Below are 25688 nucleotides of genomic sequence, written 5' to 3'. Positions count from 1 at the left end.
AGCATGCGGTTGACGGAGTGGGACGGCAAGGTGGCGCTCCGCCGCCACGGCATCGCGCTGCCCGATGCGGTGCTGATCCGGGATGACGCCGCACCCGAAGGCTTCGGCAATGCCGTGGTGAAGGCGCAGCTGCTGGAAGGCGGGCGCGGCAAGCGCGGCCTGGTGCGGCGCGCGGAAGGCGACGTCCCTGGCACCGCCCGCATCATCCGCGGCATACTTGGCGACGCCGCCGCGCCGCTGATGCTGGAACAGCCCGTCGCCATTGCGCAGGAGATCTTTCTCGCGCTGCGCGTGGACGGCACCGCCCAGGCGATCGAGATCCTCTGCGCGCCGGAAGGCGGCGTGGAGGTCGAGAGCGGCGCGCCCCCGCTCCGCTTCCACCTGCTGCCGGAAGCGCCCGGCGCCATCGCCACCGCGCTCCGCGCGCTGCGCACCCGCTTCGCGCCCGACATCGCCGCGCGCCTCGCGCGCCTCGCGCTGCGCCTGGCGCGCGTGATGGTGGCGGAGGATCTGGAGAGCCTGGAGATCAACCCCCTCGCCCGCCTCGCCGATGGCAGCCTTATCGCCTGCGACTGCAAGGCGGTGCGGGACGAGGCCGCTTCCTTCCGCCACGACACCGCCGGCACCGCGCTCTCCGCCGCGCTGGAGGAAGCGGCGCTGACGCCGCTGGAGCGCCGCGCGCGGGACCAGGGCTTCCAGATGGTGGAAATCCCGGGCGGGCGCGTCGCCATGGTCACGGCCGGCGCCGGCCTCGGCATGATGATGCTGGACCTGCTCGGCGATGCCGGCTGCCCCGCCGCCTGCTTCATGGACAACGCCCAGGGCGGCCCCGCCGAGACCGCGCCGCAGCGCTTCGCCGCCGCCTTCGAGATGGCGGAGCGGCCCAACATCGACGCGGTGCTGTTCTACACCACTCTTGCCTCCCGTCCCCTGAAGGGCCGCGTGGAGGCGCTGGCCGCGGCGCTGCGGGAGAAGCCCTCCCCCAAGCCGCTTTTCGTCGGGCTCGCCGCCGGCCACGCCGCGCTGGCGGGTTATTCGATGGAGCGTGCGGCGGCGGACCTCGCCGCCGTCGGCGTCACGGCGCTGGAGGCGGACCCGCATGCGCTGGTCCGCCGCCTGGCGGAGGCGATCGGCGCGCGCCTATAGCACCGCATAGACGTCGTAGATGGGCCCATCGGGAAAGCGATGGCCGACGGCCACCGCCAGCAGCCGGTTCAGCCATTCGTGCGGCCCCGGCCCGGTCTCGAAGCGGATGGCGGTGCGCATGTAATAGCTGCCGACCGGCACGGCCTCCCCGCCCGCCATGCGCGCCGCGACCTCCGGCGGCGCGTGGCGCACGCCCTGGTAGGTGATGCCGATCACCTGGCCGTCATCCGCCTGCAGCGTGGCGCGGACATCGAGGCGCGTGGCGCCGTCATTGCCCGTCAGCAGCCAGTCCGCGCCGCCCGGCAGCACCACGCCGTTCAGCCCGGGCCCATGGAAGCGTCCGCCGGTGATCAGCCCGATACGCCGGTCGCCGAGCGGCATGTCGCCGATGACCTGGGGCGCGGCGACGGCGATCTCCATGCGGAACAGGAAATCCGTCGCCAGCTCCATGCGCGGGGTCGCGTCGCTCATCGCTGGCGCCACGGCAGGCCATCCGCCTTCCAGCCGGCCACGCTGCCGCGATGGCCCTCGGCATCCACCGGCCCCTCGAAGCCATCGGCCACGTTGAAGGCGTGCGGGAAGCCCGCGGCCTGCGCCGCCTGGCCCGCCGCCAGGCTGCGCGCGCCCGACCGGCAGATGAAGTAGAGCTTCGACAACGGCGAGGCTCCGGCGCGGTGCAGATGCTCCGCGAAGGCGCCATTCACCTGCATGGTCGGATAGACCTGCCAGGGGATCAGCACGACCTGCTTGCCGATGACGGAAAGGTCCGGCACGCCGACGAAATTCCACTCCGCATCGGTCCGCACATCGACCAGCACCGCCTCGGGATCCTCCGACAACGCCTGGAACGTCGCGCGGGGACTGACATCCGGAACACCGGCCATGGGGGATCTCCCTCAAAGTTGAGTGACGGAAGGGTGGCCAAATCCATACCCGGCCGCAACCTTCCCGGCATCCCGGCGATACGAACGGGATGACTGCAAGGAAGAGGTAGCATCCATGTCAGGCATTACCCAGGACAACCGCGTGCCCCTGACGGGCCGCGACATCGAGTTGACCGACACCGACATCCCCGTCGCCGACCATCGGGACCATATGGGGCGCACCGCCCGGAATACGCTGGGCCAGGCTTTCGTGCAGGACCTGCCCTGGATCATCGCCCTGGCGGCACTCGTCGCCTTCTGCGTGGCCGCGATGGGCGGCTACATTCCGCGCTGACGCATTTCCAAGTCGGGCGGAATCGCCCGACGACCCGGAACATGCGTCAAGGCAGGCGCCTGGACCCGCTTCGGCGTCGCTGCCGACACCGTAGCTGGCCTAGGCGGTCTCTCGAAAGATCTCCCGCCCGATCAGCAGCCGCCTGATCTCGCTGGTGCCGGCGCCGATCTCGTAGAGCTTGGCGTCCCGCAGCAGCCGTCCGGCGGGGTAGTCGTTGATGTAGCCATTGCCGCCGAGGATCTGGATCGCATCGAGGGCCGCCCTCGTCGCGGCCTCGGCGGCAAACAGAATCGCCCCTGCCGCATCGCGTCGCGTCGTGCGCCCTTTGTCGCAGGCGCGCGCCACCGCATAGACATAGGCGCGACTGGCATTCAGCTGCGTCGCCATGTCCGCGACCTTGCCCTGGATGAACTGGAATTCCCCGATCGGCTGGCCGAACTGCTTGCGGTCATGGATGTAGGGAATCACGAGGTCGAGGCAGGCCTGCAGGATGCCGATGGGCCCGGCCGCCAGCACGGCGCGTTCATAGTCGAGCCCCGACATCAGCACGCGCACGCCGCCACCGACGGCGCCGAGCACATTCTCCTCCGGCACCTCGCAATCCTCGAAGACCAACTCGCTGGTCGGGCTGCCGCGCATGCCGAGCTTGTCGAGCTTCTGCGCCGGGCGGAATCCCTTGAAGTCGCGCTCGATCAGGAAGGCGGTGATGCCGCGCGGGCCGGCCTCGGGATCGGTCTTCGCATAGACCACCAGCGCCTCCGCATAATGCGCATTGGTGATCCAGAGCTTCGTGCCGTTCAGCACGAAGCGATCGCCGCGCTTCTCCGCGCGCAGCTTCATGGAGACGACGTCCGATCCCGCGGAGGGCTCGCTCATCGCCAGCGCCCCCAGATGCTCCCCGCTGATCAGCTTCGGCAGGTAGCGGCGCTTCTGCGCCTCCGTCCCGTTGCGGCGGATCTGGTTGACGCAGAGATTGCTGTGCGCGCCATAGGACAGCCCGACGGAGGCGCTGGCGCGGCTGACTTCCTCCATCGCCACGCAATGCGCGAGGTAGCCCATCCCCGCGCCGCCATATTCCTCCTCCACCGTGATGCCATGCAGGCCCAGCGCGCCCATTTCCGGCCAGAGGTAGCGGGGGAATTCGTCCGTCCTGTCGATCTCCGCCGCGATGGGCGCGACGCGGTTGTCGGAGAAGGCGCGGACGCTGTCGCGCAGCGCGTCGATCTCCTCGCCCAGGTCGAAATCCAGCATGGGCATGCGGTTGGAGATCATCGCGCCGTTCCTTTCATCGTCGCAGGTAGTTGGACCCGTCGATCACCAGCAGCCTGTCCGAATCGGCGTCCCCGCGGAAGATCGAGAGCCGTTCCTCGCCGCCCGCGGCATCGCGCAGCACCAGCACATGGCCGGAGAGGTCGTAGCGGCCGCTGCTCTCCCGCCGGGGCGCGGAGGTGGTGACGCCGCTGCGCCCGCCGCCCGTCTCCGTCGTGCTGCTGCCGCCGGCCCAGCCGGTGCGGCGCCAGCTCCCGTCGCGGGACAGCGCCAGGGTCCGCTCCACGGCGACGGAGCCGCTGGAGAAGCCAGTGCTGCCGCTGCTGGCGAAGCTGTAGCGCCAGGTGCCATCGAGCCGCGTGCCAGGCGCGAAGGGCTCGACGCGCCGCCAGGTCTCGCCATCGATGGTGAGGCCGGAGGGCGCCGCCGCGATCGGCACGCTGCGGCGGCTGACGCGGCCGAACTCGTCCTCGACCTCCCGCAGCACGATCGTGCCGCCCGAGACCGCGTAGCTGCCGCAGCCCGCGCGCGGGATGGCGCAGGCCTCCGCCAAGCCCTCCGGCGGCGGCGGGTCGGCGATGAAGCGGCCATCCGGCGCAAAGGTCAGGCTCTGCATCTCCGCCGTGAAGTCGGTGCCACCGAAGGCGTTGGGGCGAATCCCCGTCTGCATCCGCGTGAAATGCCCCTCCAGCCGGCCAGGGCCGGGTGGCGTGAGGGCCGGCGCATCGCCGTTGAGCCGCAGGGACCGCACCATCGCCGCGAATTCCTCGCGCGCCGCGCGCGATGCCTCCCGCGGCGGGTTGACGATGACCAGCAGCAGCAGGGCGCGCCGGCCTGCTTCCTCCATGCCGATATGGATCGCGCGCATGGTCGGGCGGCCGCCGCTGCGTTCCTCGATCCGCATGCGCCCGCCGCCCAGCGTCTCGCCCTCCCGCACCCGCGGGCGGTCCTGCGCCAGCTGCTCCGGCGTCCGCACCCAGGCCGCCATGGCCGTTGCCAGATCGGCGGAGGGCCGCGTCAGCAGGATCAGCGCCCGGCCCGGCCGCGGCGTGCCACGGCCCGCATCGGCGGGCAATTCCCGCGACAGCATGAGGCCGCCCGGCTGTTCCTGCCGCTGCCATCCCGGCGGCGGATCGAAGGACAGGCCGGCGAAACTGTCCGCCAGGGCGGGCGGCGCGGCGATGAGGAAGGCGAGCAGCAGGCGGCGCATCCGGGCATCCCGAGACTGTTCGCCTCGTCTCTGCCATGGTGGGGTGCTGGCGGCTGCTCACGATGCCGATGCCGCGAAGCGGCGGCGCAATTCGCCGCGCATGATCTTTCCCGTCGTCGTCTGCGGTAGCGCCTGCACGAATTCGACCTGGCGCGGATAGAGATGGCCCGCGAGGCGCGTGGCCACGCTGCGCTGGATGTCGCGCGCCAGCGCCTCCCCTGCCTCGATGCCGGGCTTGGGCACGATCACGGCGCAGACACGTTCCGTCCGCAGCGCATCGGGCAGGCCGATCACGGCCACCGCGGCCACCGCCGGATGCGACTGGAGGAAATCCTCGATCTCGCCGGGGCCGATGCGGTAGCCGGCGGAGGTGATGACATCATCGTCGCGGCCGACGAAGGTGACGTAATCCTCCTCATCCATCACGGCCTGGTCGCCGGTCAGCAGCCAATCGCCGTGGAACTTCGCCGCCGTCGCCTCGGGCTTGTTCCAGTAGCCCAGGAACATGACGGGATCGGGCGCGCGGATGGCGATGGTGCCCTCCACGCCGCGCGGCAGCACCGCGCCATCGGGGCCGAGGATCGCCACCTCATGCCCCGGCACCGGCTTGCCGATCGCGCCCGGCTTCACCGGGAAGAGGCCGGCACAGGACGCGATGGTCAGGTTGCACTCGGTCTGGCCATAGAACTCGTTGATCGTCAGGCCGAAGGCGCCGCGCCCCCATTCCAGCATCTCCACGCCCAGGCTTTCGCCCCCGCTGCCGATGCTGCGGAGTTGCGCGCCGAAGCGCGCGGGGTTCGGCACCTGGCGCAGCATGCGGAGCGCGGTCGGCGGCAGGAAGGCATTGCGCACGCCGCGTTCCGCCATCAGCCGCAGCGCATATTCCGGATCGAATTTCGGCATGCGGAGCGCGACGACGGGCACGCCGTGGAAGAGGCTCGGCAGCAGCACGTCGAGCAGCCCGCCGATCCAGGCCCAATCCGCCGGCGTCCAGAAACAGTCACCGGGCTGGGGGAAGAACTCCTGCGGCATCTCCACGCCCGGCAGGTGGCCGCGCAGCACGCGGTGGCCATGCAGCGCGCCCTTGGGGCTGCCGGTGGTGCCGCTGGTGTAGATGATCAGCGCGGGATCATCGGGGCCGGTCGCGACGCACACATGCCGGTCGCTGGCGGGCTCGATCAGCCTGTGCAGGTCGGCACCACCATCGATGTCCAGCACATGCCGCAGCGCCGGCAGCCGATCGCGGATGACACTGATTTTCGCCGCGCCGGTGCCATCCGTCACCAGCGCGACGGCGCCGCAATCCGCGAGGCGATAGGCCAGCGCTTCCTCCCCGAACAGGGTGAAGAGCGGCACGGAGATCGCGCCGATGCGCCAGGCCGCGAGATGCGTCAGCAGCGTCTCCTGCCGCTGCGGCAGCAGCACGCCGATGCGGTCCCCGCGTCCGATGCCCATCGACAGGAACAGGTTCGCCAGCTTGCGGGATCGATGGGCGAGTTCGTGGTAGCCGCTGAGTTCCAGCATGCCATCGCCCAGCACCTCGATCAGCGCGAGGCGCGGCTCGCCCGCGTTCCAGCGGTCGCACACCTCCTCCGCCAGGTTGCAGCGCGCGGGGATGTCCCAGCGGAAACCGGCGCGAAGCGCTGCGTAGCCGGTCATGCCGGGCGCGTGTCGTCGATCACCTTGCCGTCGTTCGGCAGGGCGCCGGGTTCGAGCAGTTCGACGACGCCGCGCAGCCGCGTATGCCCCTGCAGGCTGCGCGAGAGGCTTTCCACCAGGCTCGCGTCGCGCACCGGCGTCTCCACCCGCAGCACCATCGTGTCGCGCGTCCCGTCCAGCCCGATGACGAGGCGCGCGCGGCCGAGGCCCGGATGGTCGCGCATCACCGCCGCGACCTGTTCCGGCCGCACGAACATGCCCCGCACCTTGGCCGCCTGGTCCGCGCGCCCCATCCAGCCCTTGATGCGCATGTTGGTGCGCCCGCAGGGCGAGGCCCCCGGCAGCACCGCGGAGAGGTCGCCGGTGGCGAAGCGGATCAGCGGATAGGTATCGTTGAAGGTGGTGACGAGAACCTCGCCGACCTCGCCCTCCGGCACCGGGTCGCCGGTGCCAGGGCGCACGATCTCCAGCACCACATCCTCATCGACGATCAGCCCCTCCCGCGCCTCCGATTCATAGGCGACGAGGCCGAGATCGGCGGTGCCGTAGCTCTGCAGCACCGTCATGCCGCGATCGGCGTAGAAGCTGCGCAACGCCGGCAGATAGGCGCCGCCCGTGACATGGCCGAGCTTCAGCGAGGAAAGGTCGAGCCCGAGCGAGTCACCCGCCTCCAGGATCGACTTGAGAAAGTCGGGCGTGCCCGCGTAGCAGGTGGGCCTGAGATGCGCCGCCGCACGCGCCTGGCTCTCGGTGTTGCCGGGCCCCGCGGGGAAGACGGGGCAGCCCAGCGCCCGCGCGCCTTCCTCCAGCATCATGCCGGCGGGGGTGAAGTGGTAGGCGAAGCAGTTGTGCAGCAGCTGGCCCGCGCGCAGCCCCGTCGCGTGCAACGCGCGCGCGAAGCGCCAGGGATCGCGGCCTTCCGGCTGCGGTTCATGGATGGGCCCCGGTGAGGCGAAGACGCGCGGCAATGCGCCGAGCGGAAGCGTGGTGAAACCGCCAAGGGGTGGCGCCGCCGCCTGCGCCTCGATCAGCGCGGATTTCCGCGTGACGGGCAGGCGAGCCAGCGCGGCGCGATCCGTGACGGCGGCCGCGTCGACATCGGCCAGCGGCGCCGCATAGGCCGGCGCGCGCGCCTTGGCGTGCGCCACCAGGCGCGGCAGCGCGGCCCTCAGCGCGTCCTCCCGCGCCGCCGCGCTCCGCGTCTCCCGCTCGTCGTAATGCGCCGTCACAGCCACCGCTTCCGTCGTTTGTAGGATTTCAGGTTGCGGAAGGATTTGCGCTCCGCCCCGTGCCCGCCGAGGTAGAATTCCTTCACATCCTCGTTGTTCGCCAGCGCATCGGCGCTGCCATCCAGCACCACCTTCCCCTGTTCCATCACATAGCCATGGGAGGCGACGGAGAGCGCCATCCGCGCATTCTGCTCCACCAGCAGGATGGTGATGCCGAGATCCTCGTTCAGCTTGCGGATGATCCCGAAGACCTCCTTCACCAGCAGCGGCGAGAGGCCCATGGAGGGCTCGTCCATCAGGATCAGCTTCGGCCGCGCCATCAGCGCGCGGCCGATCGCGAGCATCTGCTGCTCCCCGCCGCTCAGGTAGCCGGCCAGCCCCGTGCGTTCCTTGAGGCGCGGGAAGTAGCCATAGACCATCTCGATGTCGCGCTTCACGCCGGCGCTGTCGCTGCGCGTGAAGGCGCCGAGGCGGAGGTTCTCCAGGCAGGTCATGTCGCTGATGATCCGGCGCCCCTCCATCACCTGGAAGATGCCCTTGCGGACGATCTGGTGCGCCTCGATGCCATTAAGGCGCTCGCCGGCGAAGCGGATGTCGCCGCGCGTCACCTCCCCCTCCTCCGACTTCAGCAGGCCGGAGATCGCCTTCAGCGTGGTGGACTTGCCTGCGCCATTCGCACCCAGCAGCGCGACGATCTTTCCCTGGGGCACCGCCAGCGACAGGCCACGCAGCACGAGGATAACGTCGTTGTAGACGACCTCGATGTTGTTCACCTCCAGCAGAGGTGGCTCCCCCGTCGCCGGGGGAGCCTTCACGCCGAGGCCAGCCGTCTCGCTCACCAGCCGAGCCAGTCGCGGCGGCGGTCGAGTTCGACGACCGTCACCGGTTCGACCTTGATCGTTCCCGCCTGCACCAGTTCGGCCACGGAACCGGCCGAGGTATTGCCGCTGACGACGGCGCGGTAGATGCCGACGCGCAGCGTGCCGCGATGGTCATCCGGCGCGAAGTTGGAGGGGTTGCACACGCCCTCGAAGCCCCGCGGCACCCAGTTCTGCCGGGCGTAGAAGCCCTCCCGGATGCGCTCCGACGCCACCTGGCCGCCATTCGCCGCGGCGTGCTCCATCGCCTCCACCATCAGCATCGCGCTGCAGATGCCGGCGAGGTAGTGGACGGGTCGATAGGCCGTGCCGGCGCTGTCGGAGACGCGACTGATCTCCCGCACCGTGCGCATCCCCTGCACATCCTGGCCCCACACGGCGCCGGTGCGGACGGGGAAGACGACGCCATTCGCCGCCGTGCCCGCCGCCTTCATGGCGTTCTCGTCCATGCCCCAGACATTGCCCATGAACTGCACGTTCACGCCGGCGGTCTGGCAGGCCCGCAGCACGGAGATGTTGGACCCCGCCGTATTGCCGAGATAGGCGTAGTTGGCGCCGCCATTGCGCAGCGTCAGGCATTGCGCGGTGTAGTCGCCCGGCGTCAGCGCGAACTGGATGGCGGGCAGCACATCGAAGCCGAGCTCCCGCGCCAGCGTCTCACCCGCTTCCTTCGGCGAATTCGGATAGGGGTGGTTCGCGCCCATGTGGACGTATTTCGGCCGCCCCTGCTGGCCGCGCGCGCGCCAATCCTGCGCCGCCCATTGCAGCATGGCGCGCAGCGCATCCGAATAGGACGGGCCGTAGAAGAAGTTGAAGGGCGCGGCCTCCACGCCCTGTCGGCCGGAACGCCCCGCGGCATCCGTCAGCGTCGCGGCGTAGGATCCGCTGATATAGGGGATGCGGTCGCGCGTGACGAAGCGGACCAGCGCTTCCGTATCCGCCGTGCCCCAGCCCTGGATCGCGACGACGCGCTGGCGGCCCGTCCAGGCCTGGTACTGGCTGACGGCGCGCGGCGCGGCATAGCCATAGTCGAAGCCGGAGACGTCGAGCTGCCTTCCGTTGATCCCGTTGCGCGTGCGGTTCACCCACTGCAACGCATCCGCGACACCCTGGCCATAGGGCACACCGACATCGCTGGTGGCGCCGGAATTGTCCATGAGGTGCCCGACCGGGATGCGCTGCGCGGCCGCAGGCAGCGCCGCCGCCATCGCCGCCACGGCCCCCATCAGCAGATGCTTGACCTTCATCGCCTTGGTCCTCCCTAACGCCGGCTTCAGCCGGTCAGTGTGAATACGGGTAGAGTTTCCAGTACGCCTTGATCAGGCGCCACCGCCTCGCGAGCCCATCGGGCTCGAAGATCAGGAACAGGATGATGGCCGCGCCCACCACCATCTCCCGCAGGAAGGAGATGGAGGCGCCGAGCCTCAGCGCCTGGTCGATCGCACTCCCCGCCAACGCCTCCGCCCCCCATTGCGTCACTTCCGGCAGCATCACCATGAAGGCCGCGCCCATCAGGCTGCCCATGACGGAGCCGAGCCCGCCGATGATGACCATGCCGAGGAACTGGATGGAGAAGAGGATGTTGAAAGCCTCCACGCTGACGAAGAGCAGGTAGTGAGCGTAGAGCGCGCCGCCGATGCCGGCATAGAGGCTCGCGATGCCGAAGCTCAGCGTGCGGTAATAGGCCAGGTTGATGCCCATCATCTCCGCGGACAGATAGTGGTCCCGCACCGCCACCAGCGCCCGCCCGTCACGCGACCGCATGAGGTTGGCGGCGGCGACGAACATGATCACCACCCAGGCCAGCGTCAGGTAGAAGAAGGTCTCGTCCCGGTCGAAGGCGAAGCCGAACAGCACGGGGCTTTCCGTCATGCGCCCCGCGACGCCGCCGGTGAACCAGCGCGCGCGGGCGAAGAAATCCTCCAGGATGAACTGCGCGGCGAGCGTCGCGATGGCGAGATACAAGCCCTTAAGCCGCGCCGCCGGCGCCCCGAAGACCAGCCCGATCAGCGCCGTCACGATCCCCGCCAGCGGGATGCAGAGCATGACGGGAATGCCGAGATGCTCATGCAGCCAGGCGGAGGTGAAGGCGCCCAGCCCGAAGAAGGCGGCATGGCCGATGCTGATCTGCCCGGTGAAGCCCACCAGGATGTTGAGCCCGAGGGCGGCGATGCCGAGGAAGCCGATATTGATCAGCAGGCTCAGCTCATACCGCCCCAGCAGCAGCGGCGCGCAGCACAACAGGGCCAGGCCGATGAACAGCGCGATGCGGCTGTTGCGCGTCGGGAAAATGGTGGTGTCGGCGCGGTAGCTGGTGCGGTAGTCGCCAGCGGGGGTCATGGCCACCATGGGTCAGACGCGCTCGATATTCTTGGTGCCGAACAGGCCGTAGGGCTTGATCAGCAGGATGATGACCAGCGCGTAGAAGGGCGCGATCTGGAACATGTTGCCCCAGTTGAGCCATTCGCTGTCGATGTAGTGCGCCCAGTTCTCCAGCAGCCCCACGATGACGCCGCCCAGCACCGCGCCGATGATGCTGTCGAGCCCGCCCAGGATCACCGCCGGGAAGACCTTGATGCCATAGAAGGACAGGGCGGAGGACACGCCGTTCACCACGCCGACGACGACGCCGGCGACGGAGGACACGACGGCCGAGATCGCCCAGGACATGGCGAAGACCTTGGGCACGGAAACGCCGAGGGACTGCGCCACCTGCTGGTCGAAGGCCGTGGCCCGCATCGCCAGCCCGTGCTTCGACGCCGTGAAGAACCAGCCGAAGGCCGCCATGATGAGCAGCGAGATGCCGAGGCTCACCAGATAGACCGTCTGCACCTCCAGCCCCAGGAGGCTGACGCGCTCGGTCTCGAAGATCGGCGGGAAGGGCTTGGCGAAGACGCCGAAGATCCACTTCATCAGCGCCTGGAAGAAAATGCCGAGGCCGATGGTCGCCATGATCACGCTGATCACCGGCTCCCCGATCAGCGGCCGCAGCACCACCACCTGCAGCACCAGGCCGAACAGCGTCATGAAGACCAGGGTGAACAGGAAGCCGGCATAGAAGGGCAGCTGCCATTCCGTCAGGAACCACCAGCAGACCCAGGCGCCGACCAGGAGGAACTCCCCCTGCGCGAAGTTCACGACCTGGGACGCCTTGTAGATCAGCACGAAGGACATGGCGACGACGCCGTACAATGCACCGACGATCAGCCCGTTCAGCGTGAGTTGCAGCAGCAGCGCGAGATCCATGGCTTCCCCTTACTCCGCCGCCATCGCCGGCGCCGCCGCATCGGTCACGATCACGGCCAGCGTGGTGCGGATGCGCTGCTTCGTGCCGTCCTGGAAGGCGATCGTCGTATCCACCGGAATCGTCGCATCGCCGCGATAGATGGCCGCGATGATGTCGCCGTATTTCTGTGCGATGACGCCGCGGCGCACCTTGCGCGTGCGCGTCAGCTCCTCGTCATCCGCATCCAGCTCCTTGTAGAGCAGCACGAATTGCCTGAGGCGCTGCGCCGGCGGCAGGGTCGCGTTCACCTTCGCCACCTCCGCCCGCAGCAGGTCCAGCACCTGCGGGCGCGCGGCCAGGTCGGAATAGGTGGTGAAGGCGATGCGGTTGCGCTCCGCCCATTTGCTGACGATGGGGAAGCGGATGCAGATCATCGCGGCCAGATGCGGCTGCCCCGCGCCCAGCACCACCGCCTCCGCCACATAGGGCGAGAATTTCAGCTTGTTCTCGATGTATTGCGGGCTGAAGCGGTCGCCGCCGGTCGTCTCCGCGATGTCCTTGATTCGGTCGATGACGACCAGCTGCCCGCCCTTGCCGAAATAGCCGGCGTCGCCGGTGTGCAGCCAGCCATCGCGCAGATCGGCCGGCGCCTCCAGGCCGAAATAGCCGCTGAACATGTTGGGGTGGCGCGTCACGATCTCGCCGACGCCATTGGCGTCGGGCTCATGCACGCGCAGCTCGATCGTCTCGTCGAAGGGCACGCCGACCGTGTCGAAATCGACCTCGCCTGCCTTGTGGAGCGTATAGGCGCCGAGCAGCTCCGTCTGGCCATAGAGCTGGCGCAGCGGCACGCCCATGGCCTGGAAGAAGCGGAAGGTCTCCGGCCCCAGCGCGGCGCCGCCCGTGGCGGCCGAGGTCAAATTGGTGAAGCCGAGCCGGTCTCGCAGCGCACGGAACAGCAGCGTATCCGCCAGGCCGGACCGCGTGCCCCTCGCCACCGCCTCCAGCCCCAATCTCATACCCATGTCGAACATGCGCCGCTTCAGCGGTGACGCATCCATCACCCGCGCGCGGACCTCCGCCGCCAGCGCTTCCCAGACCCGGGGCGCAAACAGCACGAAGGTCGGGCCGATCTCCCGGAAATCGGCCATCATCGTCTCGGGCTCCTCGACGAAGTTGACCTTCATGCGCGCGATCAGCCCCCAGCCGAGGACGTAGATCTGCTCCATGATCCAGGGCAGCGGCAGGACGGAGACGTATTCGTCCTGCGGCCCCTTGGGGTCCGCCTGGAGGTAGGCGCGGCAATGCCGCACCAGCGCGGCACTCGTCAGCATGGCGAGCTTCGGCCGTGCCGTGGTGCCTGATGTCGTGCAGAGGATCGCGATATCCTCGGCATCCATCGCCGCCAGCAGCGCGTCATACCCGGCCGGGTCTTCGCCTGCGCCGATCCTGCAGAGCTCGTCCGCCGACATCAGCCGCGGATCGTCCAGCTTCCGCATCCCGCGCGGATCGCTGTAGATGATCCGCGTCAGCCCCGGCACCTGGTCCGAGACGGCGAGCAGCTTGTCCACCTGCTCCTCATCCTCGGCGAAGACGATGCTGGCGCCGGCATGCGCCAGCAGATAGGCCACTTCATCATCCAGCGCGTCGCGATAGATGCCGAGGCTGCGGCACCCCAGCGCATGGGCCGCGATCTCCCCCATCACCCAGTCCGGCCGGTTGTCGCCGATCAGCGCGATCACCTCGCCCCGCTGCACGCCGAGGCGCCTGAGCCCCAGCGCGAAGAGCCGCGTGCGCGCGTGGTAGTCGGCCCAGGTGACGCTGCGCCAGATGCCGAACTGCTTCTCCCGCAGCGCGATCTCGCCGCCGAACCTGGCAGCATTTTCCGCCAGCAATCTCGGCAGGGTGTCGGTCATGCGTCGATCTCGGCGGGATTCACCGCCTCGTCATCCACGCCGAGATAGGCGCGGCGGACCTGCGGATGCGCCATCACCTCCTCCGGCAGCCCCTCCGCGATCTTGCGGCCGAAATCCAGCACCATGACGCGGTGGCTGATATCCATCACCACGCCCATGTCGTGCTCGATCATCAGCACGGTCATGCCCCATTCCTGGTTCAGATCCAGGATGAAGCGGGCCATGTCCTCCTTCTCCTCGAGGTTCATGCCCGCCATCGGCTCATCCAGAAGGATCAGCTTCGGCTTCAGCGCCACCGCGCGCGCCAGTTCCACGCGCTTGCGCAGCCCATAGGGCAGCGTGCCGGCCTGCGCCTTGCGCACATGCTGGATCTCGAGGAAGTCGATGATCTCCTCGACTTCCGCGCGATGCGCGAGTTCCTCCCGCTGCGCGCCGCCCCACCAATAGACCATGCCGCGCAGGAAGCCGGCCTTCAGCAGGTGGTGTCGCCCGACCATGATGTTGTCGAGCACGCTCATGTGGCCGAACAGCGCCAGGTTCTGGAAGGTGCGGCCGATGCCGAGCCCCGCGCGGCGATTGGGGCCGAGCTTCGTGATATCCTGCCCGTCGAACAGGATGCGTCCCTCGGTCGGGCGGTAGCGGCCGGAGACGCAATTGACCATGGAGGTCTTGCCCGCGCCGTTCGGGCCGATGATGGAGAAGACCTCGCCCTTGCGGACGTTGAAGGAGACGTCGGTCAGCGCCTTCACGCCGCCGAAGCGCAGGCTCACGCCCTCCGCCGACAGAATCGGTTCTTCGCCGGCCACGCCGCCGTGTCCCCCCTGGTTTGTCTCCTTGGGGGGAAGCTTACGCATGCGGCGCGGCTGGCCGCAACCCGTTACACCGCGTCCGCCAACTCGCCCATCGTGTGAGACATGTTACGCCGCGCCGTCCCGCATCGCGATGGCCAGCGGCGGGTCGTCGGTGGCGAAGATGTCGACGCCGATCTCCAGCATCCGCCGGATGCTGGGCGCGTGGTTCGCCCCCCAGGTGCCGACGCCGAGCCCCGCCGCGCGGCAGCGCGCCAGGAACTCCGCATCGATCACGCCCTCCGTCACGCCGATCTCGGGGAAGCCGTGCTGCTTCGCCACCGCGATGATGCCGTCGAGCCCGATGTCGCGAAGCGTCGAGAGCTCCGACAGCCAGGCGACGCCCGCCAGCCCACCCGCCCGCAGCGCCTCCGCCATGGTGTCGGCCTGGAAGCCGATGATCCAGCTGCGCGCACGCTGGCCGCTGGCATCCAGCGCCTGCATGACCTTGGGCACGATCCCGGGATGCGGGCGGTTGTCGGCGCCGACCTTGATCTCGACCCGCGGCGCGACCGGCGTCGGCGCCAGGATCGCCAGGTACTCCGCCAGCGTTGGCGGTGCCTCCCCCGCCGTGCCGCGGACACGCACGCGTGACAGCTCCGCGGCCGTCAGCGCGGCGACGGGCCCCCGCGTATCGGTGGTGCGGTCCAGCGTCGCGTCATGCATCACGATGACCTCCCCGTCGGCGGAAAGGTGCACGTCGCATTCCGCCTGTTCGACGGCCAGGCGGGCGGATTCGCTGAAGGCCCGGGCGCTGTTCTCGGGCCAGAGGAAGAGGCCGCCGCGATGCGCGGCGATCAGGGTGCGGTGTGGCATGGCGGGATGCTGCCGCGCCCCGCCGCTGAAATCCAGCCGGGGAAATCCAGCCTGGGTGGAGGAACCGTTGCCCCCCTTTCGCGCTACGGGCGGGCACGGAGTTGTCAGCGGCGCGTGGCAGGCTGGATGCCATATTGCACTGCACAATCGTGCTCGCGTTCACGTCGTTCGCGTCCCTGGCCAAGGATCACTGCCCTGCGACTCCCAGCCTCCCGCTCCCCCGCATGGGTCCTGGCGGAGACGGCGACCTCCGCCGTGTTCTCGCTGATGTCGATGCTGGTCATCGGCAGGGTCATCGGGCCTGAAGCCACCGGCACCGGCATGATGGCGATTGCGGCCTTCATGCTGCTGGACGTCGCGGGCGCCACCCTCTTCACCGATGCGGTGGTGCAGCATCCGCGCCTGACGCCGCGCCACGCCGGCAGCGCGCTGATCGGCGCCACGCTGGTGGGCTGCGTCGCGGCCGTCATCCTGGTCCTGGGCGCGCCGCTGCTCGCGAGTTCCGCCGATGCGCCGGCCGTCGCCGCGCTGGCGCTCACCCTCGCGCCGCTGCTGCCGATCTCGGCCTTCGCGGGCTGCGCCTCCGGCCTCGTGCTGCGGCAGCAGCGCTTCATGCTACTGGCCGCCCGCGTGCTGGTCGGCCAGCCACTCGCGCTGGCGGTCGGGCTCGGCCTGGCTGCCACGGGGCACGGCCCCTGGGCCATGATCGGCAACCAGGTCGTCGCCACCATCACCGCCTTCCTGCTGCTGGTCTGCCTCGGCCGCTTCGTGGCGCGGCCGGCGATCGACCGGGAATCGCTCAAGGCGCTCTGGCCCGTCGCGGGCCCGCAGGTGCTGGCCGTCTTCGTCATGGTCGGACGCTACCGGCTGTTCCTGCTGGCACTCGGCCTCGTGACGACGGAGGCGGTGCTGGCGGTCTGCCACTTCGCCTTCCGGATGCTGGATGCCGCCCTCGTCATGGTGTGGCAGGCGACGTCGCGCATCGCCATGCCGCGGCTCTGCGGCCTTCAGGGCGATGACCACGCGCAGGCCGAGGCCTTCGGGGATCTGGCGCAGCTGCAGGCGCTGCTCGGCATGCCGCTGGCGGCCGGCATCGCGCTGACGGCGCCGGACCTGGTGCAGGCACTGCTCGGCCCCGCCTGGTACCAGACGGCGCATGCCGCGCAGATCGTCGGGCTCAGCGCCATCGTCACCTTCATCCATGGCGACACCACCAGCCTTTTCGTGGCGCGGGGCAAGCCCAAGCGGAACGTGACGGTCGCGGCCGCCGCGACCATCATCCCGCTGACGGCGCTGGCGGTCTTCCAGCCCGCCACGCCCTCCGGCGTCGCGCTCGCCTGGGCATCCCAGGCGCTGATCATGCCGCCGATCCTGACCTGGATGGTGCTGCGGGAAGTGAACCGCCCGGCCTCCTGGCTGCTGGCCCGCATCGCGCCCGCGCTGGTGGCGACCGGTGCGCTGGCCGCGGTGGTGATCGCGCTGGAACTGACGCTGAAGATGTCGGCGCTGACGGAGCTGATCGTGGCCGCGATCGCCGGCGCCAGCGTCTATGGCGCCGTCGCCTGGATGATGCTGCGCGGCCGCCTGCCGCGCGCGCTGTCCGGCCGCGCCACCGTCATCGCCGCCGAATAGCCCGCATGAGGCGCAGGATGCCCGCCCGCACGCTGCTGCTGTTGCAGACGCACTACTTCGACGCCGGATCGGAACGCGCCTTCCGCCGGCTGGTGCGGCAGGCGCCGTCCCATTTCGACTGCCGCGTGCTGATCCACCTGCCGCCCGGCAAGCCCGTGCCGCCGCGCCTGCTGCGCCACCCCCACCACGTGGTCCGCACCGATGAGCTGCGCGCCATGCCCTATCCCCGCAAGAACGCGGCGGAGGACTGGACCGGCCGGCCCTGGGAACTCTGGGGCGGCGGCCATTGCGACCTGATCCCGCTGCACGCCATGCGCGCACTGCCGGATTTCGACCGCTGCTGGGTGATGGAATACGACGTCGCCTTCACCGGCCATTGGGGCCGCTTCTTCGACGCGTTCGAGGCCAGCGAGGCCGATCTGCTGACCACCTGCGTGCGGTCGCGGCAGCACGACCCGCACTGGGTCTGCTGGCCCTCGCTGGCAGGGATCGAGACGCCGGAGGCGCTGTCACAGGCCGCCACCGCCGCCTTCCTGCCGCTGTTCCGCGTCAGCCAGCGCATGTTCCGCGCGATGGACGAGGCCTATGCCGCCGGCTTCGGCGGGCACCTGGAAGCCACCTGGTCCACGCTGGCGGCGCTGCGCGGCTTCGCGATCGAGGATATCGGCGGCGAGGGCCCCTTCGTCGCGCCGGGCAATGAGCGGCGCTTCTACACCTCCGCCGCCTCCAGCGCCGTGCAGTTCTACCTCGCGCCCGGCACCTTCTTCGCCAAGCCCGCGATGTACCGCGTCGGCACGCGCCGGGACACGCTGTGGCATCCCGTGAAGCCATGGCACTGGAAGGACGAGATCGGCGCGGGCTTCCGCGAATGGCGGGTCATCGCCGGCGCCAAGCGCCGCGCGCTGCTCGCCTGGATCGCCCGGCGCCGGGGTGGACCGGCGCCAGGCTGAAGCGCGTCAGGCCGCGCTGGCGGCGACCTCATTCGCGGGCTGCGCCACGTTTCCCGTCTGCCGGCGCAGCTCGCCATCGATGCGGCCGCGGTTGCGCAGCGCGTCCAGCACGCGCAGGCGGATGAAGCGGCCTTCGCGGTAGTGACGGTCGGCGAAGCCGATGGCGTTCAGCCCATCCCGCAGGCCCTGGATCGCCTCGCTCACGCCGATGCGGGGCTGGTGGTTCGGCGCCAGGCTGCGGAACAGGCCGAAATCGACGCGGTAGCTGCGCTTGTCCGGCGGCGCGTCCGCATTGATGGAAAGCCGCGTGCCGGGGATTTCCCGCACGCAGGCCTCGGCCAGGTCCTTCACCTGCAGGTTCCAGCCATCCGATCCCGCATTCACGCTCAGCACACGGCCGCCCGCGCCGGGATCGCGCGTGATCGCCCATTCGATGGCTCGCGCCATGTCGCGCACCTCGATCAACGGGCGCCAGGGCGTGCCATCCGACAGCACGCTGATCTCGCCATTGGCCAGCGCGCCCGCGACGAAGTCGTTCAGCACCAGGTCGAGCCGCGTGCGGGGGGAGGCACCGCAGGCGGTGGCGAAGCGCAGGCAGGTCACGGTCATGTCGCGCGGCGCCATGGCATGCAGCCCTTCCTCCGTCGCCACCTTGCTGCGGGCATAGGCGGTCAGCGGGTTCAGCGCATCGCCTTCCTTCCGCGGCCCGCCCTCGGCGAAGCCGTAGATGGAGCAGGAGGAGGCGAAGACGAAGCGCGAGACGCCGGCTTCCCGCGCCAGCGCGGCAAGGCGGAGGGAGGCGCGCGCATTGATCTCCGCCGTCGGCGCCTCATACCGCAGGCCCATCGGGTCGTTGGAGATGGCGGCCAGGTGCACCACCGCGTCCACATCCTGCAGCAGGGCGGAGGGCAGGTCGCGCACATCGCCGAAATGCTGCGCGTCGAGCACCGACTCCGGCAGGCCCTCCGGCGTCGTCAGGCAATCCGCGAAGAAGGCGGCGTCGTAGCCGATCAGCGTGGCGCCGGGGATCGTCGCGCGCAGATGCGCCGCGACCACGGGCCCGACATAGCCCATGTTGCCGGTGATCAGGATGCGCATGGAATTCTTCCTCAGAAGATGTCGATGGTGGGAAGAGGCACGACATAGCGTCCGCCCCAGGCCCGGATGTCGGGCAGGCCGGAAGCAAGCTCCGCGCGGGATACGGCGGACAGCACGAGGACGTAGTCCGGCCGCGCGGCGACGAGCGCGGAGGGCGGGCGGATCGGGATGCTGGTGCCGGGCAGCACCATCCCCTCATGCCGCGGGTCGTCGTCCACGGTGAAGGCCAGCAGTTCGGGTCCGACTCCGCACCAGGTCAGCAGCGTCGCCGCGCCATCCGGCACGCCGATCCCCACCACGTGTCGTCCGCCGCGCTGCGCGCCGACCAGGAAATCGAGCAGCGCGCATTTCGCCTCCACCAGCTGCCGCGCGAAGTCGCGATAGGCCGCGGCGGCGCCAAGGCCGGCGGCCGTCTCCTCCCGCCGCAGGGCCTCGATCGTCGAGGTCAGCGGCTTGAAGCGGTCCTCCGCATGGCGGGCCAGCAGCCGCAGCCCGCCGCCCTCGCGCCCGGTGCGGGCGACATCGAAGATGACGAGGCCGTGTTGCGCCAGCACCATCTCCGCCGTCGCCAGCGTGAACCAGGACAGGCGCCCATGCCGCACCAGGTTGATCCGCCTTCCTTCCATCAGGCGTTGCAGCGACGGCATCTCCAGCACCGCGATGCCACCCGGCGCCAGCCATTCGCGGATGCCCGCGACAAGATCGTGCAGCGCCGCGACCTCCGCCATCGCGTCGGGCACCAGCAACAGGACGGGCTCCAGCCCCTCCGCCCGCAATCGCCGCGCCTCGCCGATGCCGAAGCCCTGCGCGTCCTGCCGCAGCGTCGGGATCCCGCGCCGGGCGAAGGCCGGCAGCATGGCGCCTGGGCCGATCTCCGCCACCGGCGTCCAGCCATCCAGGCGCAGCCCGGCGATGGCCTCCGCCGCGAAGGCTTCCTCGCGCCACGGGGGGGGTGACTGCGGTGGCGGCGCCTGCGGGATGCAGCCGGGCTGCTGCACCAGCCGGCAGTCGGAACAGACAAGGAGCCGCAGCGGATGGAAGGGCAGTGCCGCATCCGCCGGCACCGGCCCGGAGGCCATCGGTGCCAGGCCGAAATCCGCGACCCCTTCTTCCAATCCCAGGCCGCAGCAGCGGCAGGTCGGCGCCATCGGGGCGCCGAGCGGCGCACCCCGCCAGGGCGCCTCCCCCAGCCTCGGCATGCCGGCGAACCTCAGGCCGTGACGATGGAGGGCGCGCGTTCCATGCGGGGCTGCTTCATCCAGGGCGCGTCGCCGGCGCTCCAGAGGGATTCCAGCGCCCGCTTGTCCCGCAGCGTGTCCATGGAATGCCAGAAGCCGTCATGCTCCCAGGCCATCAGTTCGCCATCCTCGGCGAGGCGCTCCATCGGCTCCTTCTCGAACACCGTCTCGTCGCCGGGGATGTAGTCCAGCACCTGGGGCGAGAGGATGAAGAAGCCCCCGTTGATCCGCATGCCATCGCCCGGCGGCTTTTCCCGGAACCTGCGCACCTGGCCGTTGCTGTCCGTCTCCAGCGCGCCGAAGCGGCTGGGCGGGCGAACCGCGGTCACGGTCGCGGCGCGGCCATGGCTTTCGTGGTAGCGGATGAGGCCACCGATATCGATCTGCGCGACGCCGTCGCCATAGGTCATGCAGAAGGGCTCGTCACCGACGTAATCGGCCAGCCGCTTCAGGCGCCCGCCGGTCATCGTCTCCGCCCCCGTATCCACCAGCGTCACCTTCCAGGCTTCCGCGCGGCCGACATGGGTGGAGATGTCGTTGCGGCCGTAGTCGAAGGTCACGTCCGACATGTGCAGACGGTAGTTCGCGAAGAACTCCTTGATCATGTAGCCCTTGTAGCCCAGCGCGATCACGAATTCGTTGATCCCGTGCGCCGAGTAGATCTTCATGATGTGCCAGAGGATCGGCCGCCCGCCGATCTCGACCATCGGTTTCGGCCGCGTCTCCGTCTCCTCCATCAGCCTCGTGCCGTAGCCGCCGGCGAGGATGACTGCCTTGCGCACTGTCATGACGAAATTCCCTGATGGTCCGGCCATGCAGCACAGCCGGAACGACTGTCCGGGGAGCGCTGCCGGAACAAGAAGGTTCCGCAACTCACGCGGTTGCTAGACAGCCGCTCGCAACCGCGTGCGTCGCGGCTTGTTGAGGCGCAATGCCCACGCCGACCGCGCAGGTTGCGTCTGCACGACCGCGCACGTCCCGCGCGCGGCACGGAGCCTCGCGCGCCCCGCGCGTGGCAGGGAGCAGAGCCTCGCATGCCGCCAACCACCGCGCTGCTGTTCCAGACCCATTTCTTCGACCGCTGGGCGGCGCGCGCCTTCGACCGCCTGCGCGCCGCCTGCCCCGCCCATTACCGGCCCGTGGTGATCATCCACCTGGGCCCGGGCGCGCCGGTCCCGAAGCGCCTCGCCGACGTGCCACACCACATCGTCCGCACGCCGGAGATGCGGTTCCCGGGCTACCCCGCGAAATCCGGGGGCGAGGCCTGGACGCTCTGGGCCGGCGGGCACACGGACCTGATCGCGCTGCACTACTACCGCGCCCAGCCGCAGCATGCGCGCTACTGGGTGGTGGAATACGATGTCCGCTACTCCGGCCGCTGGCGCCGCTTCCTCGACGCCTTCGAGGATGATGAGGCCGACCTGCTGGCGCCCGGCCTGATCCCGCGCGACAGCGATCCGGACTGGTACAACTGGCCCTCGCTCAGCGCGCCGATGCCGCTGCCGGAATCGCGCCAGTGGCGCGCCTTCCTGCCGATATACCGCGCCTCCGCCGCCATGATGCGTGTGATGGATGCCGCCTACCGCGAAGGCTGGGGCGGCCATTGCGAGGCGACCTGGCCGACGCTCGGCATGGAAGCCGGCCTCACGGTCATCGACCTCGGCGGCGACGGGCCGATGACGCCGCAGCGCTATCGCGGCCGCCACTACACCAACACGCCGCTGCAGGTGAACCTCTCCCCCGGCACGCTGGTCTTCAAGCCGCCGCTCTACCGGATGGGCACGCGGCCCGACATGCTGTGGCACCCCGTGAAGCCCTTCTTCTGGCGGACCGAGGTGAAGGAGGGGCTGCGCGACATCAAGCGGCGCGCCGGCATCGTGGTGCGCGGCACGCTTGCCTGGTGGCGCGGGCGCCGGGCGGCCGCGCCGGCCAGCGTCGCCGCCGAGACCACGGGCAGCGCCTCCCCCAGCTGAGCCACCACCGTGGCGCAAGCCGCAACCGGGCCGCAGTCGTCACGTTACGCTGCCCTGCCGCCCGATGGACCGGAGAACGCCTTGACCGTGACCGCCACTCGTTCTCCTCCCGCGGCCCTTGCCGAGGCACTCGCCCCGCCGCTCGCGGGGGTGGTGGTGCTGGGCGCCGCCGCGCGGGTGGCGGACCGGCTGGCAGGCTGGGGCGCCCGCCCGGTCAGCGCGGATGACGGGCCGGCGCTGCGCCAGGCCCTCTCCGACCCCGCCCTGGTCGCGCTGGCCTGGCTGCCACCCGGCGCGCTGCCGGTCCGGCCGCCGGCGGAGATCGCGGCCGCGCTGCGGGCGGGCGACCATCCTGGCCGGGACGCCGGCGATGCCTGGTGCTTGTCCGCGGCAACCGCCAGGCGCCTCGGTGACGGCGCGGCGGATGCCGCCGCCCTGGCGGAGCGGGCACGCAGCGCCCTGCCGCGCCCCGCCGCCCCGCTGGCGCATCGGCGGCCCGATGGGGCCGCGCTCTCCCTGGCCGACCTGCCGGCCGCCTTCGGCAGCGGCCTGCCTTTCGCCGGCCCCTTCGGCGACGATCCCGTCATCGCTGCCCGCGCCCTGGCGGGCACCAGCGCCCAGGCGCGGGCCCCCGTGCCGAGCCTGCCGGACGGCCTGGCCCCGATCGGCCCGCCACCCGCGCCGCGGCCGGGCGAGATCCTCGCCCTGCTGGTGGTGCGGAACGAGGAGTTGCGCCTGCCGGCGGCCATCGAGGCGGCGCGCCAGCTCGGCGTCGACCGCTTCATCGTCATCGACAACCGCTCCACCGATGGAACCCGCGACGTGGCGCAGAGGGCGGGCGCGCACCTGATCGACGCGCCTGGTGACTATGCGGCCTCCTCCTTCGGCATCACCTGGACGAATGCGGTGCTGGATGCCTGGGGCCGCGGCCACTGGGCCCTGGTGCTGGACGCGGACGAGCAGCTGGTCTTCCCCGGCAGCGACCGTGTCGGCCTGCCGGCCCTGACACGCCACCTGGACGCCCAGGGGGCCGAGGCCTTTCGCACGATCATGCTGGACTGCTTCCCTCGCGGCCCCCTGACCGACTGCGCCTATCGGCCGGGCGAGGATCTGAGCGAAGCCGCCCCGCTGTTCGAGCCGCCCCGGCTGCGGCGGGAGCGGATCGAGGACTTTCCCGGCACGCTGGACTATGGCGGGATCAGGGAGCGGCTGTTCTTCCCGGAAGCCGATCCGGCCAATGGCCTGCGCTGGCTGCGACAGAAGCTGTTCAACCTTGGCCTGCGCGTCCCCGGCCTGCGCGTGTCCGCCCGCTTCCGGGCCTGGGCCCCGCCGCGATCGCCGACCGTCACCAAGCTGCCACTGATCCGTTGGCGGGAAGGCGCGGCGCTGCTCGCCTCCACCCACAGGATCGCGCCGATGCGCCTGGCCGCCGAACAGCCGAGCGGCGTGCTGCTGCACTACAAATTCCTGCAGGATTTCCATGAGCGGGCCGTGGATGCGGTGACGCGGGGCATCCACTACGACGGGTCCCGGGAATACCGGCGCTACCTCCGCAAGCTGGAAGCGGACCCGGCCTTCTCCCTCGCAGGGCCGCTGGCGCGCCCCTTCACCGGCCCCGATGCGCTGGTGGAGCTTGGCCTGATGGAGGACACCCTCGCCTGGCGGCAGGATCGGGCAGCGGCCGGCCTGTAGCAGGCCGGGCCCTCGGCTCGCCGCGCATCACCGGCCGCATCGCGGGCTTCACGGCGCCACGGATTGCGGCGACAATCCAGCCATGAGCCTGTCCCTCGTCATCCATCGCCCCGATGCCGCCGATGCCGAAGGCGCGAGCCCCGAGGCCGGCGGGGCGGAGGGCATGCGCAAGGCCGTTCGCGACGCGATCTGGGAGGTGGCGGACGCCCATTGGGCGGTGGCCGATGACAGCATCCTCGTCTCCACCGACCTCTCCCCCTCCTACCTCGTGAGCCATTTCCAGCGCGCGCTGGCGCGGCGGGGCTTCCGGCGCACGGGCCTGCTGCTGGTGACGACTGTCGGCCCCAAGGCGTCCTGGGCGGGCCTGCCGCCGGACTCGGAAGCCTGGCTGCGCGACATGCTGCCCTGAGAGGCGGCGACCCCGATCCGGGGTAAAGCCTTGCCCAATCGCGTGGCAAAATCCGCCGTTTTCGCATGAACACGCGATGGCGATTGCGCTGACTCGCGTTAGGGTTGTCGCAATCGTTAAAGAAATTGCTATACCACGTGGTGAGACTGACCCTGGCGCCCCCTGCGCCGGACCGTCAGGATGATCGTCGCTTCTCCGGGGAATTCCGCATGGCTTCGGCACGTCGCCGGTTCGGTCTTGCAGTCGCGTCCGTGCTGGCGCTTGCAACGCTCGGGTCCCCGCCGGCCCAGGCGCAGCAGGAACCCCAGGCACGGCTGAAGGTGGTCGGCGGCCTCGCCGATGTCAGCCAGTATGTCCGCTATGAGGAGCCGTTCTGGCGCCGGCGGATCACGGAGCTGACGCAGGGCCGCGTGGTGGCGGAGATCGCCCCCTTCGACCGCAGCGGCATCCGCGGTCAGGAGATGCTGCAGCTCATGCGGCTCGGCGTCGTGCCCTTCGGCACCGCCCTGCTGGCCGTGGTGGCGACCGAGGAGCCGGAATTCAACGCGGTGGACCTGCCGGCCCTGTCGCCGGACATGCGCACGCTGCGCCAGACCGTCGGCGCCTACCGCCCCCATATCGAGCAGGTGCTGCGGGAGCGCTATTCGATCGAGCTGCTGGGCATCTACACCTACCCGGCCCAGGTCGTCTTCTGCACCCGCCCCTTCAACGGCCTGTCGGACCTGGCGGGCCGGCGCATCCGCACCTCCTCCGTCGGGCAGTCGGAGATGGTGCAGGCGCTGGGCGCGACGCCGGTCGTGACCCCCTTCGCGGAGATGGTGCAGGCGATCCGCGGCGGCGTCGTCGAATGCGCCATCACCGGCACCCTGTCCGGCAATGCCGTCGGGCTGCATGAGGTGACGAGCCACGTCCACGCCATGGCCATCACCTGGGGCATTTCCATCTTCGGCGCCAACCAGACCGCCTGGGCCGCCTTGTCCCCTGACATCCAGGAGATCATCCGCCGCGGCGTCGCCGACCTGGAGCCGGAGATCTGGAACGCCGCTGACCGGGAGACGGGCGATGGCCTCGCCTGCAATGCCGGCCAGCCCGCCTGCACCACCGGCCGCCGCGGCAGCATGACCGTCGTACCGGTCACCGCCGCCGATGACGACCGCCGCCGCCGCCTGCTGACGGAGGTGGTGCTGCCGCGCTGGGTCAACCGCTGCGGCATGGATTGCGTGGAGGCCTGGAACGAACACCTGGCGCCCACCCTCGGCATCAGGGCGAAGCCCGAATAGC

At 70.3% G+C, this 25688-nt stretch carries 24 protein-coding genes; 8 read left to right on the top strand and 16 right to left on the bottom strand.

The annotated features are described in order from the left end of the window. Positions 1-3: 3 nt before the first annotated feature. Positions 4-1146 carry an ATP-grasp domain-containing protein gene (locus G3576_RS09730; RefSeq protein ID WP_164694193.1) on the top strand — a complete coding sequence of 381 codons (1143 nt, stop codon included), beginning with the start codon at positions 4-6 and terminating at the stop codon, positions 1144-1146. Here G3576_RS09730 and G3576_RS09725 read toward each other — a convergent pair. After that, on the bottom strand, positions 1141-1617 hold the full coding sequence (locus G3576_RS09725; RefSeq protein WP_164694192.1) for a DUF3237 domain-containing protein: 477 nt from the start codon (positions 1615-1617) through the stop codon (positions 1141-1143). The genes G3576_RS09730 and G3576_RS09725 overlap by 6 nt on opposite strands. Then, positions 1614-2030, bottom strand: coding sequence for a rhodanese-like domain-containing protein (locus tag G3576_RS09720; protein WP_164694191.1), 417 nt, complete (start codon positions 2028-2030; stop codon positions 1614-1616). Before G3576_RS09720 ends, G3576_RS09725 begins: the two co-directional genes overlap by 4 nt. A gap of 115 nt (positions 2031-2145) precedes the next feature. On the opposite strand from G3576_RS09720, the gene G3576_RS09715 reads away from it, so the two are divergent. Beyond that, complete coding sequence (locus tag G3576_RS09715) at positions 2146-2364, top strand: hypothetical protein (protein WP_164694190.1); 219 nt, start codon at positions 2146-2148, stop codon at positions 2362-2364. Positions 2365-2463: 99 nt separating this feature from the next. On the opposite strand, the gene G3576_RS09710 is transcribed toward G3576_RS09715, so the two are convergent. The 11 genes from G3576_RS09710 to G3576_RS09660 all read right to left on the bottom strand — a co-directional run bounded on the left by G3576_RS09710 (position 2464) and on the right by G3576_RS09660 (position 15415). Further along, positions 2464-3636, bottom strand: a complete 1173-nt coding sequence (locus G3576_RS09710; protein WP_164694189.1) for an isovaleryl-CoA dehydrogenase — start codon at positions 3634-3636, stop codon at positions 2464-2466. 13 nt (positions 3637-3649) lie between these two features. Further along, positions 3650-4843: a hypothetical protein gene (locus tag G3576_RS09705; protein WP_164694188.1), complete on the bottom strand. Its 1194-nt coding sequence runs from the start codon at positions 4841-4843 to the stop codon at positions 3650-3652. Between the two features lie 57 nt (positions 4844-4900). Further along, a complete protein-coding gene (locus G3576_RS09700) occupies positions 4901-6502 on the bottom strand; it encodes an AMP-binding protein (protein ID WP_164694187.1) in 1602 nt (533 codons plus the stop codon). Further along, positions 6499-7737, bottom strand: a complete 1239-nt coding sequence (locus tag G3576_RS09695) for a phenylacetate--CoA ligase family protein (RefSeq protein WP_456237333.1) — start codon at positions 7735-7737, stop codon at positions 6499-6501. The genes G3576_RS09700 and G3576_RS09695 overlap by 4 nt, the downstream gene beginning before the upstream one ends. Further along, complete coding sequence (locus tag G3576_RS09690) at positions 7728-8570, bottom strand: ABC transporter ATP-binding protein (RefSeq protein WP_164694186.1); 843 nt, start codon at positions 8568-8570, stop codon at positions 7728-7730. Before G3576_RS09690 ends, G3576_RS09695 begins: the two co-directional genes overlap by 10 nt. Beyond that, positions 8567-9856, bottom strand: coding sequence for an ABC transporter substrate-binding protein (locus G3576_RS09685; RefSeq protein WP_164694185.1), 1290 nt, complete (start codon positions 9854-9856; stop codon positions 8567-8569). Before G3576_RS09685 ends, G3576_RS09690 begins: the two co-directional genes overlap by 4 nt. 34 nt (positions 9857-9890) lie before the next feature. Beyond that, complete coding sequence (locus tag G3576_RS09680; protein ID WP_456237332.1) at positions 9891-10949, bottom strand: branched-chain amino acid ABC transporter permease; 1059 nt, start codon at positions 10947-10949, stop codon at positions 9891-9893. Positions 10950-10961: 12 nt separating this feature from the next. Beyond that, positions 10962-11855: a branched-chain amino acid ABC transporter permease gene (locus G3576_RS09675; protein WP_164694183.1), complete on the bottom strand. Its 894-nt coding sequence runs from the start codon at positions 11853-11855 to the stop codon at positions 10962-10964. 9 nt (positions 11856-11864) lie between these two features. After that, on the bottom strand, positions 11865-13751 hold the full coding sequence (locus G3576_RS09670) for an AMP-binding protein (RefSeq protein WP_164694182.1): 1887 nt from the start codon (positions 13749-13751) through the stop codon (positions 11865-11867). Next, on the bottom strand, positions 13748-14557 hold the full coding sequence (locus tag G3576_RS09665; protein ID WP_164694181.1) for an ABC transporter ATP-binding protein: 810 nt from the start codon (positions 14555-14557) through the stop codon (positions 13748-13750). Before G3576_RS09665 ends, G3576_RS09670 begins: the two co-directional genes overlap by 4 nt. A 111-nt stretch (positions 14558-14668) precedes the next feature. After that, positions 14669-15415, bottom strand: coding sequence for a glycerophosphodiester phosphodiesterase (locus G3576_RS09660; protein ID WP_164694180.1), 747 nt, complete (start codon positions 15413-15415; stop codon positions 14669-14671). Between the two features lie 255 nt (positions 15416-15670). On the opposite strand from G3576_RS09660, the gene G3576_RS09655 reads away from it, so the two are divergent. Together G3576_RS09655 and G3576_RS09650 are read left to right on the top strand one after the other, a co-directional pair. Further along, a complete protein-coding gene (locus G3576_RS09655; RefSeq protein ID WP_164694179.1) occupies positions 15671-17047 on the top strand; it encodes an oligosaccharide flippase family protein in 1377 nt (458 codons plus the stop codon). 5 nt (positions 17048-17052) lie between these two features. Next, on the top strand, positions 17053-17997 hold the full coding sequence (locus G3576_RS09650; protein ID WP_164694178.1) for a hypothetical protein: 945 nt from the start codon (positions 17053-17055) through the stop codon (positions 17995-17997). A 6-nt stretch (positions 17998-18003) separates the two neighbouring features. Here G3576_RS09650 and G3576_RS09645 read toward each other — a convergent pair whose 3' ends face one another. The 3 genes from G3576_RS09645 to rfbF are packed head-to-tail and all read right to left on the bottom strand — an operon-like array spanning position 18004 to position 21121. After that, positions 18004-19095, bottom strand: a complete 1092-nt coding sequence (locus G3576_RS09645; protein WP_164694177.1) for an NAD-dependent epimerase/dehydratase family protein — start codon at positions 19093-19095, stop codon at positions 18004-18006. 11 nt (positions 19096-19106) lie between these two features. Next, positions 19107-20294, bottom strand: a complete 1188-nt coding sequence (locus G3576_RS09640) for an SAM-dependent methyltransferase (protein WP_164694176.1) — start codon at positions 20292-20294, stop codon at positions 19107-19109. A gap of 11 nt (positions 20295-20305) precedes the next feature. Continuing rightward, a complete protein-coding gene (gene rfbF, locus G3576_RS09635) occupies positions 20306-21121 on the bottom strand; it encodes a glucose-1-phosphate cytidylyltransferase (protein ID WP_164694175.1) in 816 nt (271 codons plus the stop codon). A gap of 246 nt (positions 21122-21367) precedes the next feature. Here rfbF and G3576_RS09630 point away from each other — a divergent pair, with 246 nt between their 5' ends. From G3576_RS09630 to G3576_RS09615, 4 genes are all read left to right on the top strand, one after another. Further along, a complete protein-coding gene (locus G3576_RS09630; protein WP_164694174.1) occupies positions 21368-22306 on the top strand; it encodes a hypothetical protein in 939 nt (312 codons plus the stop codon). 87 nt (positions 22307-22393) lie between these two features. Continuing rightward, entirely contained in the window at positions 22394-23998 is a 1605-nt protein-coding gene (locus G3576_RS32530) for a glycosyltransferase family 2 protein (protein WP_164694173.1), read from the top strand. Between the two features lie 82 nt (positions 23999-24080). After that, positions 24081-24407: a hypothetical protein gene (locus G3576_RS09620; RefSeq protein WP_164694172.1), complete on the top strand. Its 327-nt coding sequence runs from the start codon at positions 24081-24083 to the stop codon at positions 24405-24407. Between the two features lie 251 nt (positions 24408-24658). Further along, positions 24659-25687, top strand: coding sequence for a TRAP transporter substrate-binding protein (locus G3576_RS09615; protein WP_328728777.1), 1029 nt, complete (start codon positions 24659-24661; stop codon positions 25685-25687). Position 25688 lies beyond the last annotated feature (1 nt).

The sequence above is a fragment of the Falsiroseomonas algicola genome, from assembly GCF_011040385.1.
Taxonomy (GTDB): domain Bacteria; phylum Pseudomonadota; class Alphaproteobacteria; order Acetobacterales; family Acetobacteraceae; genus Falsiroseomonas; species Falsiroseomonas algicola.
Note: the sequence above shows the minus strand (reverse complement) of the source record. Positions and strands in the feature narration are given on the sequence as shown.

Bases quoted from the DNA above. Each gene is read 5' to 3' on its own strand.
- rfbF (WP_164694175.1), bottom strand. From the start codon at position 21,121: ATGACAGTGCGCAAGGCAGTCATCCTCGCCGGCGGCTACGGCACGAGG.
- G3576_RS09640 (WP_164694176.1), bottom strand. From the start codon at position 20,294: ATGCCGAGGCTGGGGGAGGCGCCCTGGCGGGGTGCGCCGCTCGGCGCC.
- G3576_RS09670 (WP_164694182.1), bottom strand. From the start codon at position 13,751: ATGACCGACACCCTGCCGAGATTGCTGGCGGAAAATGCTGCCAGGTTC.
- G3576_RS09650 (WP_164694178.1), top strand. From the start codon at position 17,053: ATGAGGCGCAGGATGCCCGCCCGCACGCTGCTGCTGTTGCAGACGCAC.
- G3576_RS09705 (WP_164694188.1), bottom strand. From the start codon at position 4,843: ATGCGCCGCCTGCTGCTCGCCTTCCTCATCGCCGCGCCGCCCGCCCTG.
- G3576_RS09730 (WP_164694193.1), top strand. From the start codon at position 4: ATGCGGTTGACGGAGTGGGACGGCAAGGTGGCGCTCCGCCGCCACGGC.
- G3576_RS09630 (WP_164694174.1), top strand. From the start codon at position 21,368: ATGCCGCCAACCACCGCGCTGCTGTTCCAGACCCATTTCTTCGACCGC.
- G3576_RS09715 (WP_164694190.1), top strand. From the start codon at position 2,146: ATGTCAGGCATTACCCAGGACAACCGCGTGCCCCTGACGGGCCGCGAC.
- G3576_RS09700 (WP_164694187.1), bottom strand. From the start codon at position 6,502: ATGACCGGCTACGCAGCGCTTCGCGCCGGTTTCCGCTGGGACATCCCC.
- G3576_RS09685 (WP_164694185.1), bottom strand. From the start codon at position 9,856: ATGAAGGTCAAGCATCTGCTGATGGGGGCCGTGGCGGCGATGGCGGCG.
- G3576_RS09620 (WP_164694172.1), top strand. From the start codon at position 24,081: ATGAGCCTGTCCCTCGTCATCCATCGCCCCGATGCCGCCGATGCCGAA.
- G3576_RS09720 (WP_164694191.1), bottom strand. From the start codon at position 2,030: ATGGCCGGTGTTCCGGATGTCAGTCCCCGCGCGACGTTCCAGGCGTTG.
- G3576_RS09680 (WP_456237332.1), bottom strand. From the start codon at position 10,949: ATGACCCCCGCTGGCGACTACCGCACCAGCTACCGCGCCGACACCACC.
- G3576_RS09645 (WP_164694177.1), bottom strand. From the start codon at position 19,095: ATGCGCATCCTGATCACCGGCAACATGGGCTATGTCGGGCCCGTGGTC.
- G3576_RS09675 (WP_164694183.1), bottom strand. From the start codon at position 11,855: ATGGATCTCGCGCTGCTGCTGCAACTCACGCTGAACGGGCTGATCGTC.
- G3576_RS09725 (WP_164694192.1), bottom strand. From the start codon at position 1,617: ATGAGCGACGCGACCCCGCGCATGGAGCTGGCGACGGATTTCCTGTTC.
- G3576_RS09710 (WP_164694189.1), bottom strand. From the start codon at position 3,636: ATGATCTCCAACCGCATGCCCATGCTGGATTTCGACCTGGGCGAGGAG.
- G3576_RS09660 (WP_164694180.1), bottom strand. From the start codon at position 15,415: ATGCCACACCGCACCCTGATCGCCGCGCATCGCGGCGGCCTCTTCCTC.